Annotated in this window: 18 protein-coding genes; 6 read left to right on the top strand and 12 right to left on the bottom strand. The window is 51.3% G+C overall.

What is annotated here, in order from left to right:
- Window positions 1–71: 71 nt before the first annotated feature.
- Entirely contained in the window at window positions 72–503 is a 432-nt protein-coding gene (locus tag ACSQ3S_RS12140) for a helix-turn-helix domain-containing protein (RefSeq protein ID WP_436142519.1), read from the bottom strand.
- 288 nt (window positions 504–791) lie between these two features.
- Between ACSQ3S_RS12140 and ACSQ3S_RS12135 the strand changes: the two genes are divergently transcribed.
- The 4 genes from ACSQ3S_RS12135 (at window position 792) to ACSQ3S_RS12120 (ending at window position 2,960) form a co-directional block, all read left to right on the top strand.
- A complete protein-coding gene (locus ACSQ3S_RS12135; protein ID WP_436142518.1) occupies window positions 792–1,205 on the top strand; it encodes a hypothetical protein in 414 nt (137 codons plus the stop codon).
- A gap of 110 nt (window positions 1,206–1,315) precedes the next feature.
- Window positions 1,316–1,552 carry a BPSL0761 family protein gene (locus ACSQ3S_RS12130; protein ID WP_436142517.1) on the top strand — a complete coding sequence of 79 codons (237 nt, stop codon included), beginning with the start codon at window positions 1,316–1,318 and terminating at the stop codon, window positions 1,550–1,552.
- A 212-nt stretch (window positions 1,553–1,764) separates the two neighbouring features.
- Window positions 1,765–2,418: an HAD domain-containing protein gene (locus ACSQ3S_RS12125; protein WP_436142516.1), complete on the top strand. Its 654-nt coding sequence runs from the start codon at window positions 1,765–1,767 to the stop codon at window positions 2,416–2,418.
- Window positions 2,415–2,960 carry an RNA 2'-phosphotransferase gene (locus ACSQ3S_RS12120; RefSeq protein ID WP_436142515.1) on the top strand — a complete coding sequence of 182 codons (546 nt, stop codon included), beginning with the start codon at window positions 2,415–2,417 and terminating at the stop codon, window positions 2,958–2,960. Before ACSQ3S_RS12125 ends, ACSQ3S_RS12120 begins: the two co-directional genes overlap by 4 nt.
- A gap of 302 nt (window positions 2,961–3,262) precedes the next feature.
- Here ACSQ3S_RS12120 and ACSQ3S_RS12115 read toward each other — a convergent pair whose 3' ends face one another.
- A complete protein-coding gene (locus ACSQ3S_RS12115) occupies window positions 3,263–3,664 on the bottom strand; it encodes a hypothetical protein (protein ID WP_436142514.1) in 402 nt (133 codons plus the stop codon).
- A gap of 641 nt (window positions 3,665–4,305) precedes the next feature.
- On the opposite strand from ACSQ3S_RS12115, the gene ACSQ3S_RS12110 reads away from it, so the two are divergent.
- Window positions 4,306–4,710, top strand: coding sequence for a hypothetical protein (locus tag ACSQ3S_RS12110; RefSeq protein ID WP_436142513.1), 405 nt, complete (start codon window positions 4,306–4,308; stop codon window positions 4,708–4,710).
- 457 nt (window positions 4,711–5,167) lie between these two features.
- The gene (locus ACSQ3S_RS12105) at window positions 5,168–5,668 is read left to right on the top strand and encodes an ATP-binding protein (protein WP_436142512.1); all 501 of its coding nucleotides are present in this window, start codon (window positions 5,168–5,170) and stop codon (window positions 5,666–5,668) included.
- 282 nt (window positions 5,669–5,950) lie between these two features.
- On the opposite strand, the gene ACSQ3S_RS12100 is transcribed toward ACSQ3S_RS12105, so the two are convergent.
- From ACSQ3S_RS12100 to ACSQ3S_RS12055, 10 genes are all read right to left on the bottom strand, one after another.
- Entirely contained in the window at window positions 5,951–6,523 is a 573-nt protein-coding gene (locus ACSQ3S_RS12100) for a DUF1643 domain-containing protein (RefSeq protein ID WP_436142511.1), read from the bottom strand.
- 412 nt (window positions 6,524–6,935) lie between these two features.
- Window positions 6,936–7,580, bottom strand: coding sequence for a type VI secretion system amidase effector protein Tae4 (locus ACSQ3S_RS12095; protein ID WP_436142510.1), 645 nt, complete (start codon window positions 7,578–7,580; stop codon window positions 6,936–6,938).
- Window positions 7,580–8,173, bottom strand: coding sequence for a PAAR domain-containing protein (locus tag ACSQ3S_RS12090; RefSeq protein WP_436142509.1), 594 nt, complete (start codon window positions 8,171–8,173; stop codon window positions 7,580–7,582). The genes ACSQ3S_RS12095 and ACSQ3S_RS12090 overlap by 1 nt, the downstream gene beginning before the upstream one ends.
- Before the next feature lie 242 nt (window positions 8,174–8,415).
- Entirely contained in the window at window positions 8,416–8,745 is a 330-nt protein-coding gene (locus ACSQ3S_RS12085; protein ID WP_436142508.1) for a hypothetical protein, read from the bottom strand.
- A gap of 59 nt (window positions 8,746–8,804) precedes the next feature.
- Complete coding sequence (locus tag ACSQ3S_RS12080; protein ID WP_436142507.1) at window positions 8,805–9,272, bottom strand: hypothetical protein; 468 nt, start codon at window positions 9,270–9,272, stop codon at window positions 8,805–8,807.
- Window positions 9,273–9,326: 54 nt separating this feature from the next.
- Window positions 9,327–9,812: a hypothetical protein gene (locus ACSQ3S_RS12075; RefSeq protein ID WP_436142506.1), complete on the bottom strand. Its 486-nt coding sequence runs from the start codon at window positions 9,810–9,812 to the stop codon at window positions 9,327–9,329.
- A gap of 109 nt (window positions 9,813–9,921) precedes the next feature.
- Window positions 9,922–10,758: a hypothetical protein gene (locus ACSQ3S_RS12070; protein WP_436142505.1), complete on the bottom strand. Its 837-nt coding sequence runs from the start codon at window positions 10,756–10,758 to the stop codon at window positions 9,922–9,924.
- Window positions 10,759–10,927: 169 nt separating this feature from the next.
- Complete coding sequence (locus ACSQ3S_RS12065) at window positions 10,928–14,689, bottom strand: SNF2-related protein (protein ID WP_436142504.1); 3,762 nt, start codon at window positions 14,687–14,689, stop codon at window positions 10,928–10,930.
- A gap of 2 nt (window positions 14,690–14,691) precedes the next feature.
- On the bottom strand, window positions 14,692–16,362 hold the full coding sequence (locus ACSQ3S_RS12060; protein ID WP_436142503.1) for an EH signature domain-containing protein: 1,671 nt from the start codon (window positions 16,360–16,362) through the stop codon (window positions 14,692–14,694).
- The gene (locus tag ACSQ3S_RS12055; RefSeq protein WP_436142502.1) at window positions 16,359–17,075 is read right to left on the bottom strand and encodes a flagellar motor protein MotB; all 717 of its coding nucleotides are present in this window, start codon (window positions 17,073–17,075) and stop codon (window positions 16,359–16,361) included. The genes ACSQ3S_RS12060 and ACSQ3S_RS12055 overlap by 4 nt, the downstream gene beginning before the upstream one ends.
- Between the last annotated feature and the right edge of the window lie 3 nt (window positions 17,076–17,078).

Genomic DNA, 17,078 nt, shown 5'->3' with positions numbered 1-17,078 from the left:
CTGGCCGCAGCATCTTTTCGTACGCCCGCCGAGCCTGCCCGATGAGTTGAGCAACGGAAGCGGCACGCCCCTCAGCCAAGACCAAGTAAAACCTCCTCCGAAACGCTTAACGCGTGGGCTAGTCGCTCCACATTGTCAATCGTGATGTTGCGCACTCCGCGCTCAACCATGCTGACGAAAGTTCGATGTACGCCAGATAACGAAGCCAGAGCCTCCTGCGACAGGCCTCGTTCATCCCGTAAAGCACGCATATTCCGGGCAAATCGTATCCGTAGCGGCAGTGATGGGTGAGTGCCGTCACCGACGGCGACGCCTAGCCCTAAAAATAGCCTCTCTAGGTTATCCAGGCCAACATTGCGCAAGGCATGTTCGCAGTCACTGATGTATTGAATGCGCAGCCCGGAGCGCTCCGACACCTCAAGAAGCGTCAATTCCTTGCGTTCCCGCTCCTCTTTAAAAAATTCAGCGCATCGTTGACGAAAGTTTGGGGTAGCCACGGTCATGCCGTAGCGTTACCTATGTACCCATATGCGTCTACAGACAATAAGGGTAAAAATTTGACCATTGAATACAATAAGGGTAAAATTTGAAAATTGAACGGGCGTCACTACCTCTTTGACGTCCATACGTCATCAAGTACATTGCCACGAACAGAACCGATGAACACATAGAGCCATCGTCTGTTATAGCGCTCCAAGGATTTCTTGCAACGGCGTCCTCACGGGTAAACCAATATAGCAATCGTACTTCCCAACCATTATTGCAATTTTCGCAGCTAAGGGTGCAGGTGCATGTCGATACAAATTCTTAAGCTCGAGCTCGAGTCGCGCAACGGAAGGGAGCTGTTTCCGCAGCTCTTTCCGATGGGCCTGTTGATAGGTTTTACTAGAGAGCTTGCTCTAGCGGACGACGGCACACTATCCATCGACGAATTGGGGCAACTGTCGGCGACGTCAACAGAATACTTTAGGCGAATCATGGAAATGCAGGGGAAGTCCAGGCTTGATGAGTTTGATGGCAGGTACGCTGAACTGGTAGGGTCATTTCTTCAAGAACTATATGATTTCATGCGGAACGAGATTGTCTCGAGATTAATTGGATACGACATCAATAAATCTAGTTTGCGAGAACGTTTTTTCTCTGTACTTGATACGGCGCAGACCGATGACCAAGACACTGTTCACAGTGGCCAACCCGGCCTCTAGCATCGATGCGGTTTTTAACTAAAGTAAAAAAACTCGACCGGCTCCGGCTCGGGGCATCATACCGCTGATGAATTCGAGAGCAATAATTTAGGATTGGAGGAATTGTGACAATGCCCGATGAACGCACTCGCGCGCTACTGGCCGCTGGCGAATTCTTAGCGGAATTGCTGAACCCTTTGAAAACTCCAGGGGTGCCTGAGGTCATCCGCGAATATGCTCTTTATGTTTTGCGGCACTATCCCGCTCGAATTGACGTCGAAATTATCGCCCACAATGATAGCCGCGGCGCGTTGATGGGCCCGATGTTGGATGCATCATGCGCGCGCGATTGGAAGAAGACCACATGAAATGCTGAGCCAACGGAAACTCACTTCCTATTCAGCTTGGTCGACAATGCCTGGCATTACCGGCAGGAGAAACTGTCAAATGCCGACGATGGCCAACTGATTTCGTCTCTGCTGGTATCCCTGGCTTTGGCCTGTATGTCCCCCGACCTCACCATATGTCCTGACGCCAGAGCGCATACTCAGAGTTATAAATGCTCACATTTTTGGCTACCATGAACCCAGTACTGTATCTCGATTTCGATGGTATTTTGCATCCGGCAGATGTCCGCGTTACGCCTGAGGAACCACTGCGCCCAAAGGTGTATGTGCATGGCAATCCAACCGATGAACCTCTTTTTCGGTACGTTTCGCTGCTCGAGCTTCTCCTATCCCCGTACCCTGATTTACGAATTGTGTTGGCGACATCATGGGTACGTGCGTTCGGGTATGAAACCGCCTTAAAGCGCTTATCGCCGGCGCTTCAAGAGCGCGTTATTGGTGCGGCCACATTCCCGGCACCGACTAGGTTTGGTGCCATCGATATCGATTCAAAGGAACGAGGGCTAACGCGCTGGATAGCGCTGGATGACGACCAACACGGCTGGCCGGACGAGCATCGGCACCAGCTTGTCGCGCCGACCAACCCGGTCCTGGCGCTGGTTGAACCCGGCGTCGCCGCAAAGCTGGCGACAATGCTTGATGCTCTGTGCAACGGGTCCCCACTTGAGGCGATAACACACGTCGCGAGGTCTAACCCGGCGGTCGACCGCTTTTTTGCTCTGCCCAACTTCGCGGAGTCAGAGGTCCTCCGTGCACTAGAGGAGGAGGCCAGAGTAGAGGAAGTAATTAGAAAGACCCGTGCAAGGCCGCCAAAAACAATCCAATGACAAATTCGGAACAGAAGAGCAAGCTGCTGGCACGTTGGCTTCGCCACCGGCCGGATGCAATAGGCTTAGAGTTGGACAGGAGCGGCTGGACCGACGTCTCGGACTTACTCGTGAAATCTGCCGGAGCCGGCATTTCAATTACACGGGATGAGTTACTCCAGCTAGTAGCTGGAAACGATAAGCAGCGGTTTTCCTTGAGTGAGGACGGCACGCGCATCCGAGCCGCCCAAGGGCACTCTGTCGATGTGGACTTGAAGATGACGGTCAGGACGCCGCCGCCGGTTCTCTATCACGGTACCGTGGAAAAGTTCATCGCATCGATTCGCCGGCAGGGTTTGCTGCCAGGAACGCGAAGAGATGTACACCTGTCTGCGACGAAACAAACCGCAGAAGAAGTAGGTGCGCGGAGGGGTAGCCCCGTCGTGCTCATTGTGGAGACATTCCCGCTGCTCCGCGACGGGTACCAATTTAGGCGCTCTGACAACGGCGTGTGGTTGATTCCGAACGTCCCTCCTAAATACCTTCGATTTCCAAATAAATGACTTCGCTGGCGGCTCATGCAGAACCCCGCGTGGGGCCGATGCTGGCTGCGTCATACGCGCGCAAATGGAAGAGAACGCCCTAAAAGTTGAACCGCGCTTGCTGTACCACTAAAACTAGTTGCTGTCGAAGTTGGCCGACTGCGCCCTTGCTGCAGAAGTATCTGCGGTCAGAAGCTCTTAATTGCTCATGCGAAAGCCATGTCTGGTCCTCGTCTTCCGCTACGCGATACTCCCAGGAAGCGGCGACCGTTGTCAAAAAATGAGGGGCGTGCAGCTAGCAAGCCCGTCATCAAATTAAATTTCTAAATGTTTTTCAACAGGAGTTCGTCGCTGGCCACTGGTTCATTTTCTGGCGCACTGAGCGCCGCAGATTTTCGTGCATCTTCAAGCAAGGAGAATCTGTTCTTTGCGGCTGTGTGGGCGTTTTCATACGCAGCTTCCGCAACCATGTATAACGCTTGCGTCTTCCTATGCAAACCCTCGAGATTCCGGTGGACCGGAGCATACAACTCTTCTTCCTCGAAAAACCGATTCTTTTTCAGTGCGCGCTGCAGGTTGTCAGCGTGCTCGTACATCTCTCGCAGTGCGCGATACCGGAACTCGACAGAGTCAGCCGCTTCACGCGCAGCAATGCGGCTTTCGATGGCCGCATTGAATTCAGTTTCGAGTTTAACAAGGTTCGACAGGTCGGATTTTGTCAGCATAATTTTGTCCTTTGGGCAGGTATTTTTGGATGCAGGATGCGTCCACCTTTGGTATAGGCACAAGTGACCAAATCACGTGATATTTTTTGAAAATATTTTTTATCGGCCGATTCATTGCGAATTCAGGGCCACATATGGTCTACCGCTGCGCAGTGCCATTGGAACGCCTCACCGCTGACGGCTCGGAGGAACCATCACTAAGGCTGGGCACATGTTAGATGCACTTGACGGCCCTGCGCTCAGCAGCAGTGCGGGCGTTATGGGCGCCAGAAGGGACTTGCTCGCTTCCGCTTGGCCGGCGCGGACTGAAATCAGGCTTGGTCGAAGCCCATGCGCTGGGTCAAGAGCTCGTGGTCGTCGATACGCTCGGCCTGACTGACGATGTCGGACACCCACTCGAGCAACACGCGCCCTGCGGTACGGTGGCTAAATCCATTCCGCAGTCGGGACTGATGAACACCGGGTCATCAGTTAGGCCCCCGTCTTTAATCGGACCTGTATGGCTCGCGCAACTAGCCGGCCCGAAGGCCGTTCGCGACGAACTGAATCTACTTTTCAAAGATATTCATGGCCGCCTTCCAGGCCAAGAACTCGGCGCGGGAGTATGATGGCGAGAGGTCAACATCCACGCAAAAGACACTATGAATACTGAACTCGGCGATGATGGGCAAGATGAATCGGAAGCGGCGCGCTTTGCCGCGCTGCCCCCCGATTTCCCACGTCCAGCCAACCTAGGCGCCGTTTCAGGCGCGCAGGCAAAGTTTCTGATGACTCGCTACCAAGGCCGGTTCTACAGCCCTGGCTGCACGCCGCCGGAGCTACTCGAGCGCTGGAACAACTGCGAAGACCTTGCGCAACAGCTCGCCGTCAAGTCCATTGAGTCCAAGACCGGAAAACGTGCTCACATGACCGAGACCGAAATCTTGGACCAGTATCTACCGCGGCTGATTGCGACGGGCTGGGTATCCGAGCCAGAGGCCAAGTGGGTAATGCGCCGAACCGCCGAACTGGTCGGATGGCAGGCTCCGCCATCCGCGTTTCCCTGACGTGCTTCATGACAGGAGGACATGGCGACGATATTCCGGCCACATCCGTATCAAACGAGAGCTAAACAAAAGCCGCCCTCAGGCCGCTTCGTCATTTATGCCTGGGCTTAAGCTGCAGTCGTCTCGCAGCATACACAGTATCTCGTAAAATTCAAGGTTCGGCACTCCGCTGACCGCGCCTCTTCAAAATCTTCTGATTAACTTCACGGCTGTGCGCGCCTAAAGTATTTTGTGCGTTGGGCCGTGCCGACAGCAAATTGGCGCACAGCGACCGCCGGAATGTTCTGGCCGCCTAGGAAGTCAGACAGCGATGAAATCGCAGCGAATTTGGCCGCGCATAGCCGTTAGCTGGAAAATCAAATGGAGATTGAGCATGGCCAACGCAGCGAAGTCACCTCCAGTCCAGTCAAATTCAGTAAACTAACTAAACGATATATACCGTTTATATAAGAACTTGGTGCACCGCCAGCCGGCAGCCTATAATCATCTCGGATTCGAGGAACGCCCAGGCCTGCTGGTCGAGCACGAAGTAAGCAAGTGCGATGGCAAGGCGCTGGCGTTGCGCCTTCAGCGGGCCAAGCTCAAGCCCAACACGGCCGCCGAGGACACCGACTACCGCCACGCGCGCGGCCTCGACAAGGCGCTGTACCAACGCCTGCTGGCCGGCCTGTGGCTGCAGAAAAAACACCACGTGCTACTGACCGGCCCGACCGGCGTCGGCAAGACCTGGCTGGCCTGCGCGCTGGCGCACCAGGCTTGCCGTATGGGCCGTAGCGCCTATTACGTACGCCTGCCGCGCCTGCTCGACGAGCTGACCATCGGACGCGCCGACGGGCGCTACATGAGATGCTCATCTAGGTTATCGGCCTCATCTTCTGAGTGGAAGCGTTTGGGGAGCGTCTCGCTTCCAGCTAGCCAACCAAATAGCGGGGAAGTAATCAATCGGTTTCATCCTTAGGGTACCTCGAATAACCGGAATTCGTCATTCCCGCGAAAGCGGGAATCTATACTTCGCCGGGCGCGATGCTCCGCATGGGTTCCCGCTTGCGCGGGAACGACGAGGTTTTTCGAGGTTCTCCTTACGTGGTTGATGCCACCATATGCCAAGTAGAATTTACGGCAAGAGTTTGGCATTGCAAAATTCCCACGAGGTTAATTCCTCGTTAAGATTTTTTGAAGTATGGACTTCCTACTATCCTGAGTATTGCTGACCATTTGGGCCCGACGTGCTGCAATATGATTATTTCAATCCCATACCTTGTGCCAATAGCGCTGAAATTTCTGGCTTCAACATTTGCCGCTGCCAAATCATAGGATGTTTTGGAGTTCCGCTAGAATTTTTAGGCAAAGCGATTTCTTTAAGGTTTGAGAAGATTGAGTTCACGAATGAAATTCTCTCCTTAATTTCAGCATCGCGTTCACCTCTATTTTCATAGTCACCGTAAGCTCTTATGATGGCTGAAAATTTCATGCTCCGTAACTTTGCGAAGACTAATTCATGACTATCTCGTTTTGGCCAGTTGGCGAATAGCTCGTCCGGCGCAGGGCTTGCGAAATCGAAGAGATTGACTACGAAAATATTGACGCTTATCGGTTCGCATACTTCACGAAGAATTCTGAGCGTTGTATCCCTCCGTAGGTTCCGGCCATCACTGTTCAAGCTCCCAGGGTTGAACATGACCACGAGCAGGTTTTCCTCAAAACCTGTTTTTGATTGTTGGCACCAGTGGCGGTAGTCGGTGGTACTCTCCCACTCGACACACCAACCATCAAGGTCGTAACTGTAGATTTCTCCACCAAGCAATGATTTCATCGTGTATTAATTGCCCGCGGTTCGAAGCACATCAAATCTTTCTAGACCGTAAATATTCAGCCGAACGGCTAAATGGCTCACCGGGTCGTCCCTTGAATACCTACCATCATTATGACTGAATGCAAAGCGACAAGCCCCACGGTAAGTCCAAGCCAAGACCAAACGCTACGGGGCTTTTTACTGTAAACGAATCCAACTATGCCAAACACAATAGGCGGTCCAAAATACACTGCTACCAGCGCTAGATTAAGCAGTGTGTCGGGCTTACAGGTGTCTATACCTGGGCATGGGCCTGTGTAGACCCTACAAAAATTAGCGAAATGTTGACACGTCCACGTATATGTGAAGTTAGCAACTAGCAGGCTCGCAAATCCGAGCAGCGCGAACACAAAAGCAATGATAAAGCGACGAGTCATTTAATCTCCCAGAACAAGATTTTCTTGGAATTTCGTAAGTCAGAAAATCCAAACCGAGTTCCAGGAAAGAACTCATTTATCCCAGCCCTACGGCCGAGGGTAGCGAAACCGTCCCAAAATCCGCTTATCGTTAAGCTGGAGCCGTTCCACAAGTCGATGTGCCCCCCGCTCGCGTCCACGGGAGCCTCCCCGGAACGCGTCCAATAGGCATGAAACATAATAATACCCGTCCGCCCCTTTACCTCTGTTTCCCAAGTCTTACTGGTGAGGGTTTCGGACTTCTGCGGCAAGCCGCAAAATGGCTGAAGTTCCAGCCACCCGCCTAGCTCATAGGCACGCACGGCGGCAGGAAATCCGTCCATCATAACGCGCCCCAGCACCGCCGTTCCGGGCATCGGTTTAACGCTTTTTTGGGAGAACGAGAGCATCTTAATTCCAACTTTGTGAAAGGTCGCGCTCATGCGCAGCGCGCATTGATTGCTGTAATCCCCCTTGTCATTCGGAGCGGGCTTATAGGGGCTTCCGGTCACATAGTTGCTCCACAAATCTGAGAATTTCACAGGGGGCACATCAATCTTGCAAACCGAGTCTTTGATGGTGTTGGTCTTCACTACGGCATGTTGTTTGAGCGTTTTTCCCATTAAATTGCCCCTGATATTCTTGCAAGGGCATCGTCACCCCAATAGACGGTATATTCTTCCTCGTCGTACGTTTCAATACGAGGCAGTACGCCATCTGCCGTGGCACGGCCCGAAAGCGTTCGACCGTCCTTGGTTTCGACAAAGTACGGTATGCCAGTAATCGCAGCGTCTTGGAGCTGTGGCTGCTCATCGAACTTTTCGGTTGTTTTCTGCGCAGGCGTTTCGTTGGATGCGGCGCGTGCCGGAAGTGCGCCTGGCGCAAGCGCAGCGGTGATGGCGGTTACAGCTGCGGCCGATTGCTTCGCTGCGCTTGAGCCGGAAGCGCCACTACTCCACTCGATTGTGTCGGTAAATTGGGATGCTATCAACGTAGCGCCGCACGACGTCTTCATGCCCGCAACAGCAACGCCTTGACCGTAGAACGTAGCCGTCATCACACCTTCCACAATAGGAAAGTCACCTCTACATTTCGGGCAATGCACCTTGTGCCCGATGTATGCGATTGGTTGGCCCATACAGATGTCAGCAGGCGAGCCCTCCAAAACCGTTCCACCGTGGCTGGTCGAATCGCCCTTGCGAATGATTTCTGGCATATGTCGGCTACTCAAAGTTATATATCTGAACATTGTAGTCGAATTGCATTTTTTGCATCGCACAAACGGAATCACGGGGTATTTATGACGAGATGGCGCGAATGCTTGGGTTGACAGCGATTGGTACAAATCGCTGCCAAATTGAGGTACATCAGATGGTAAAGTTGGAGGACGATTAGCGTTGTCCTGTGAGGAGGACAACGCTATGGGAACGGAGAATATACCAACCGCTTCGGAGACGGCTAGTCAGGGCGAGAGCATTGATAGCTCTCGTCGAAACCAAAAGACAGCGGAGCTGATAAATCAGGCACTCGACATTCGGCAGAGTGCCGGGAGAGAGACAGCAGCTGCGTTTCTTCATGCACATGGAGTTCAATTCTCCGTAATTGTGCGGGTCTTATCGGAGCCACAGGCTCGCCGCCCCAACAAATAAAGCCAATCACGCAGGCCATTTCGTTTGCACCAAGTCCTGGCCAGATGTGGAAAGTTAATTTTTTCTTCGGCCAAACGGTATCAGTAATCTCCGGCTCGCTTTCCAATAAGATGATTCGCCGGTCATGACAATAATCCATTCTCGCCGCCCTGTATAGTCTAGATGTTTGCTCCCTAAAGCGAATAGTCATTGGTTGATTTATGCTATCGATACAACGTCATTACGAACCTTGGTTTTTGTATAGTTAACGGGCGGGTACTCATAATGGTTTTGGAAGTACCACCACAAAAGCTGACCTTCAGCTTTCAAAAGTGAATCGCCGAACTGACTAAAAGGTGAAAGCATAATTCGAATCGGTCCGTAATGCGCCACAATATGCTCAAACTTAATTTTATTCGCTTTCGAAGTGGCATGTAGTGCTGCGGAGGGGAGATACCGTTGTTTGAAGGTGCCCTTGGTTTGACCGATATACACTACATCGCTTACGCCTCTTAAGCGTGGAATTGGCCTTTCAGCACGGAAAACATAGACGATATTTCTTTCTATACCAGCTTCTTGTTGGCCATATACACGCCGGAATGTAGCTTCGTCGGCGGACGTGATACGTTCAGGTAGGGCTCGAAATAGCCCTAAAGTTTGATAAAATTCTTCTGCCGTCAAAAGCACTTTAATACTCCATTGTTCTGCATAATGTTGTCAACATTAGTTGGCCACGCCTTATCATTCTTCAACCTGCCCCGCTAGGTAGTTAGCGTACTCCTGAGCCGCCCAAGCGATATCTGCTTTGGTAGCGTATAGGGAGTAGGAGCCACCTTTAAGGCGTTCAGGTGGAACTCTGATTGCATTTGACCAATGTGTGTCACCATCTTGTGCATTCTCTTCAGACGTAATGATAGTAACAACATCATTTTCATAAAAATATGAAAGCATTTCGTCTTGGTTCATCGACGTACTGTGGTGAAACATGTGGTCGGCCCGGGCCTTACGTGCCATTCGATGGCCTCTCCGAAGGCCTTTCGCGTTACGGTTGCTGACCAGCTGTTCAAGGGCTTTCACCGAAATGCTATCAATATGCCAGGGCTGCAAATCAACGGCGGCGGTTTCGAAAGTACGATACCGACCATGCTCCGAGAGCGGTGCTGCTCGAAGAATTTGATATAAATTAAAAAGAAACGCTTGTTGTGCGATGGTCAATGAAGAATACATAAAATTCCTTTTCATGTTTTGATGAAATAACTTCAATACGATAAAATTTATTTTATTTACATATCGCTTTTTAGCCGCCGTCCATAACAGATTTATGATTCCTCGAAATTTAGTTCGGCAACACAACAAAGCGTTGGTAGTCGTTTGAAATGTCTTTGCTTATGCCATAGGACTTTCCGCTGCCCGATAACTTCGGCACATCCCCAGAATAGAATAACGTGAATGATGTAACGCCTAGAGAATTCGCCAACAAATCCTTCATATATTTATCCGTCATACCGTTGTCTTTAGATATTCTAATAATTAAATTTAGCTTGCAATTATCTGCTCGAAAAGTCTTTACAGACTTAATCCAATAACAAGTCTCGTCATCGTCAACTCTTGCCAAGCCATGAATGACTTTGGTAGCGCACGGCAATTTTTCAATTGGACTTTCACCAAACTCGGATAGACAATAAAACGCTGATTCGTACGTAAATTTCTCATCATTAATAGACAATTGCTTCTCAGGCCGCTGGTCCTTCGGCATAGCCCGCCAAGCATTTACTACTTCTATCAAGGTTCCAGCACAACTTGGCGGCTTTCCCTCCAACGCGTCAGAAAGAGCGAGCAACTCGGCTTTTGTCGGCTTTCTCACCTTTCCCTTGCGGCTTTTAGCCGGACCAAGCTCAGTTGGGACGGCAGGTGGTGCCACTATTGACACTCGCTTGGCAGGCTTTTGCGCGGTACCGTCACCGTCGGATTTTTCAGGCTCATTGGGGCAACCTGGTACATGCATCCCAGGCGCAAAAAAATGGGCGTTCACGATTTTTTTCGGTCTAACTTCTTGCAAACAAACAGAATGCGAGCAGAAATAACTAAATTCCGTGTTGGCGCAGGCATAGTCAGCCGTGACATTCAGGGACAAATCCCAACACATGGCCTCCGCCATCAAATCAGTTCGCATGCACGGGCCCTTTCAGGTCAAATTAATATTACTAAACCATCATTCATTTTCGGCGTTGCATCGCACGCCATCGTATCAGTCCAAAAATCTAGATATCTCTTAAGACCAATCCAAGAGTTAACGAGCCATTAAAACGCACTTTCGACTTACTTATTTAACAGAACCAATGTCAGGACGACCATTCCGCATAGAGCATCCGTTCCACCTCTAACATCATAACTTGGTGTTTATCTAGCAAAATATTTAACTCATCACGGTCCAATAATTTCACGTTGTTCAAATCCGCATTTTCGCGTGCATGCTTGTTGAAAAACTGATTTGTAAGACAGATTTTTTTGAACTGCACATTAGGATGTCGACGCTGATAGTACGCCTCACCGGCAACAACTTCTTTTACCGCGTCCCAATTGAGGGCGTGCCCGTCCGTACCCGAAATCTTGGTTTGGATGAGAAGGCCCGAGTGGCCAGAAATTGCGACTACGTCGACCCCGTAATCCTTTGTTGCAGGCGTCCGGTAACACTCATACCCCAGCTTCGCCCACAATGCCGCCGCTAGGCACTCGAAATGCTGCCATCCCATGCGCGATGCCAAGTCAGGGTCAATTCGCTTATCGATGTCATCCGCGCTAGCGCCGGGCACAACGTCTACAATTTTAAAATCCCCTGGGGTGATGTCGCCGGAGCCATTGAGCATATCCTCCGCAAGTTTGCGTTTGTATTCAAGCAGCTCATCCAGTTTGATGTCGAAGGTCGTGAAATCATGGGCGTGGACAACCGGGTAGTACACATACACGGGCTTCTTTTGGCCTATCCGATACGCACGGTCGGTCGCTTGGTCTTCTTTGGCAGGGTTCCATGTCCGCGTATAGTGGATTACATGATTTGCCTTCTGAATGTTCACGCCGAATCCAACTGCAATGGGTGAAAGTACAATGACACCAAAGCCTTCCTTTTCCTGAAACGCCTTGATGCGCTTTTGACGACTTGCGGTGTGAGCGGCGGATGCGCTGGTATCGCCGTTGATGATGTCCGGCCGAAGTAAAAATTCCTCTTCAATATAGTGCTGTAGCAAACGTTGAATTTCACGGAATTCGCAGAAAACAATAGCCTTCTCGCCCTTCGCTTTTATGTCGCGCAGAACATTGAGGAGCCAATGGAGCTTCGGTGCTTTTTCACGATACTCACGGAGTACCTCGGGTTTAAATATATTTAAGCCGTGTGGCCTTGGGTCCGTGCAAACCAAACGCAAATAATGAAGCAATCCAAGATGATTTTTGAAGGGACTTGCATTCCCGGGCTCGGCTCGCTTTTTGAAGCTATCAACAGATTTCGAATACAAATTCCTCTGTTCTGTCGATATCGGCAGGCGGCGGCAGTCGTTAACAATGATTTTTGGTGGAAGGTCGGTTGCCACATCAATCTTGAGGCGCCGCAGTATCTGTGGACTTATGCGTGCACGAAGTTCCTCAACACGACTTTTCTCTTCCGCAGTGCTCGCCTCAATGGGCCTCCTGTAGCGTTCCCCAAATTCGTTTAATGCGCCGAGGAGGCCGGGCTGCACAAAATCGAAAAGGCACCACAGGTCAGCCAACGTGTTTTCCACCGGCGTTCCAGTGCACGCTATTTTGAAGTCCACGTTCTGCTTCTTTGCCGCCCTAGTCACCATGGCGGCAGGGTTCTTGATGCGTTGTGCCTCATCACAGACCATGAGCGACCATTTCTGTGCCGCAAATGAAAACTCCAAGTCACGTAGTGTCTCGTATGTTGTTAAAACTATCTTGGCATTACCGACCCAGTTCGGGACCAGAAACTTTACCAACTTGTCTTCGTCCAGAAGGCGCTCATCAATTTGCGACCTCGATACACGAAGGCTGTCCAGCCCCTTCCCGTATGCCGTGAGGAGAGGTAAAGCTCCCGGCAAAAAGAATTTCTGCGCCTCTTCCGCCCAGTTTTCGAGCAAAGAGACGGGGGCGACTACAAGCATCGGCGCGATGTGTGGGTCCCGTTCGAGTAGACCGGCAATCAAAGCTAACAGCTGAAATGTCTTACCGAGCCCCATGTCATCGGCGAGTATGGCCCCTCTCACTTGGTACTCTGTTTGCAAACTGAATAGATGCTGGAGCCAAGCTAGTCCTTCGCATTGATGCGGAAGCAGCGAATATTCCGGACGTATCGACACCGGTATTTTAGGCGCCCTAGGCAATGATTCCAGAGCCTCTCGCCGAAGCTCTTCATATTCGACCTTCTGGATATTCGCCCGAAGTATCAACTGCGCCGGAACGTCAAGACCCCGCTTGCCCCGCGTGCCTTTAGAACCTGTTTGGTCAGAGGCATCCTCGGCTCCCAGCTCATCGAATAATCGACCAAAGGCCTTAACAATTGCATTGCCATCTTCCACTGAAATGGATTCTGGAAGCCAGGGCACATCGACGGATTGTTTCCCGATGCCGATAGCAACCTCAATATCTTCCTTCAACTTTTCAATCGCAGCCTTACTTGTCGGCACCGCGATAGGCTCCGAGCCATCTTTCGGTTGATAGACCACCATCGGAACAACATTTTCGGGGAACCATCCTTCCCCGTCATTTTTCTTGGCAATAAATGGGGAGTGGTAAGGCTTTTCAGCTCCAATACCTTCGATACGGGCTGAGTATCCGCTTAGGTCATGCACCTGTGCATAAGAGACCAAAGTGGTCGACGATTGCCATATCCTAAGCACTTCACGCAGGACATCGAGGTCACGAGAGGCCTCTCCGCTTAACTCAAAATCATAGCCATGCCATGCAAGCAGTTGGTGGCCTTTTTCCAAGCTAACGCTCAGCATCTGAACGAAAGACTTCAATTCATCGACATTCAGCCAGCGTGACTCCGATGAAAGAATCCCCGACGAATTCGACACCTCAATCATCAGGCCTACTTTTTCTGGGCGCCCTAAACCATCTCGTTCCACAACAGGTATAAACCGCTCGTGAGTCAGGCCTGCGTCATCACGTGCCCGTTCGAACTGCTCCTCGCTAATGACATCGGTCGCGTCGGGCCCCAATGTAGAAAAAGGGTTGACCAAGAATGTCTGGGCCCGCCCTCCGGCGACCCTGCGGTGCTCCATCCGTTTGATTTCTTGAAGGACAGTTCTCACCTTCGGAGCGATGAGTACCTGAACGATTCCCTCCGCAGTTGGAATGTCATAACGGTCACGGACTTCCTTCGCCCGGTCGAAGGCCTCAAGCCACCCTAGCGGTTCATCTGCAAATCCTGGAATAACCTCCACAACTTTATCGTCGCCGACAACGTTGGATTTGCGGAGCTGGATATCCAGGGTCTCCGGCGTAAGTACGACTGACCGGTGAAGAAAGTCATCCAAAATGGCGTCTGCGGAAAGAGCCATTTTTCGTATAGCTCCCCAAGCCTGGCGATGTGCCAGGTCGGAATGTTCCTCAGCTGGCCGTCTAGCGAAGGCAACAGCTGCTTTGAGAAGTTCCCACTGGGCTGGTAGCATAAGCCCATCACTTTCCCCATCAACCAATACCGGTCCAATAAGCTCGCCATCGAATGGTTTTCCATCTTGGGTTCTCCATCCGCCAATGGCAATGGAGAAGTCCTTGTCGGCAAGCGATTGGCTGCTCCTAAGCGCGGGTTTGGCGTTCACCAACTTGGGGATTTCCAGCACATCTACCAGACCGGCGTAAGCGGGATTGGACAATGCAAGATAGAGAGAATCCCACGGCAAAACGGCGCCTTCATTCGTCTCAGCAGCCAAGCCATCATCTATGAGTTGGGTGAGATAGCCACGGACCAGTTCTCCGTCAAGTTTGAGCCCGCCTGAGCTGCTAGCAGCAGATATCTCCACGCCTGCCTTCGACCAGCGACGAAACCATTTTTCGTTAGCGACAGGGGCATCGCTCTTTTTGAATAGCTTGAACATTTTAATCATTCCTATTTCCACCAACCCTTGCCCGGCTTGTGACTAAAGCCCCACGCAGTAAGTGTGCGCATGATTTCAGCATCTGCGGCATCGGCGAACACCCAAAGATTTCCTCCGACACCCGATTTGTCGTTGATTTGAAGGCCATTTTCCTCAGCAAACAAGGCCAGTGTATGACGTGAGTACGGCTGCGTGCGATAGGCGTTTGAAGTATTGGCCACATTCGAAGCCTGGCGAGAATTAGGGCTTTGTCTAGCATCAAAAGAAGTCGGCCTTCTCAATGCCGGAGCGATGCCAAATTGCTGTCGCAACTTCTCCTCGACTATGCTCTCCCATTTGTTCCAGCTGTCTGGAGTGCCATGATGTCCCTGCCACAATACTGACTTCGATTTTTGTTTCAGCGAATTATCGACATCGAGCGGCAGCCTGAGAGTACGCGAGGTATTGAAAGGGACGGTCTTGGATGAGTCGTACCCGTACAGGGCATTGCCAGGGTCACTAAACTCGACCGCCACCAATCGCCCCATCCGCATAATGAACGCGTTATTTGTACCTGGCGCATCCAGCTCGCAGATAAGGCCCTTCATCTTCTTTCGGAGGGCGACAAAATCTGGTTCACGCGAATTGCGGGCAGAACTGCCGAGCGCGAATTCGATGTGCTCGATTGCATGCACATAGCGCTTCCAAAATTCCATTCGTCTCGGGTCACCCAGACCATCCTCTGCAAGCTTGGTGAAAAAGTCTTCAATGAACTCCAACTTTAGCCAATCGGAAACCATGGCCTTAGCCTCTGGCGTAACTCCTCCCCAACGGGTCTCGTTCGAGGGTAACCATGGATTTCCCCACCACCCTACGGTGAGGTCGCGGAGGTCCTGATGCAGGTTCATCCCCGGCACTTTCGCATAGCGGTCCAAGAGAAGTCTCAGTCCAGAGTCGCGCAAAACAGGATTGTCCCCAAGGATGTGTAGAAGTCGGCGCAACAGGCCACTGAAATCCTGGTCGCCTTTTTGAATAGCTTTACGCACTTGTGCCATTACAAGCTTCTCCAAGAACCAGGAGCTCTTGCTAATGGAAAGCTGGTCGCAAAGCGAATCGATAATAGCTGTATCACCTTGGAGTAATGTGTCTACGTAAGGAGCACACGGGTCTCGTTCGAAGAGCTGTCGATTGTCGAGAGCGACCCGGACCCAATCGGGGTTCGCACGTTCAGCTTTAATGCGCCAATTCCGGTCGTGGAGATAATCTCGGAACATAGGCCAGTTGCTGCGAGCATTGGCCTTCCCATCTTCGGAGGTGGGCGAATAGCAGAAATAACTTTTAACCAGTCCTTGATAGCACCTGCGATAGGCACCAGGCTGCTCCCCCCAGCCGTCGACACACGATAGAAGGCGCTCTAGTCGTGGTCCATCTTCCAGGACACAGAGACTTTCCTTTTTATGAGGAATATGCAAGCCCCAAGAGACCAGGTATGCATCTCGAAAACCCGGTATGTCCTGGGATTGCCAAAACCTCTGCAACGCTGATAGCTGCTGGTCTTCAGCGATATGGGTGGCAGTCCGTCCCCCGGCTCTTTTTTGCATGGTGACTAGAACAGCATCGATATTGCCGTCTTGAGTTAACGCTTGCGCTCCTAGTCCAGTACCGGCGCCAAGCAAGGCGACTAAGTGGCTAAGTGCGTTCATGGCAGTGCGCAGTCACCAAAATTTCCCGCCAGTTGTTGTGCCGAGGCTCGCTGCTCGTCCACTCCCAAGAACTCAAGCCGCATCTCTACGCGCCTGCTCTCCTCATCGGTTTCTTTGGCGGCGTTAAAGGAATATCCTCCAACCAGAAATAAATTTCTGACGTGCTCTTTTTGTTCGGAACTGAGTACACTCTCACCACGCGTGGCGAACATCGTGCAGAGTACTCGCTGGCTCCGTTGAAGGCTTAGATTTAAATTGCTCAGATAGCTACCAGTCTTGTCCGTGTAGCCCTCAACCACCATACGTTTAAGTACGCGCTTACCAAGGTCGTCGTTTGCCAGGACTAGAATTTCCGGAACAAACCGACGCAGAACCGCTTCCTGACTAACATCTAGGTTTGACTTACCAAATGCGAAGCGAGCACGGTCACCAAAATCAATAACTTGACGAAGACGGTCAATATGTACGCCATCCTGTTCATGACGTTTCGCGGCCTGCTCAAACCGAGTCAAGATGGTTTCTATATCCTTGCGATGCTGCTCTTCCTTCTTTTCGCGTTCGGTAACATTCTTTGTCACGGCTAGTAACGCCACTCCCATCACAACAAGAAAGAGAACCATCAGTGCAGTCATGAGGTCGGCAAACGAAATCCAAAATGGTTTTTCCGCCTCATCTTTGCTGCCTCGCTTCAGGACGACCCTAGTGCCAATCATGAT

The organism is Duganella sp. LjRoot269 (genome assembly GCF_964254095.1).
In the GTDB taxonomy this organism is placed as follows: Bacteria; Pseudomonadota; Gammaproteobacteria; order Burkholderiales; family Burkholderiaceae_D; genus Rugamonas; species Rugamonas hordei.
This window is presented reverse-complemented; position numbering and strand designations above follow the sequence as displayed.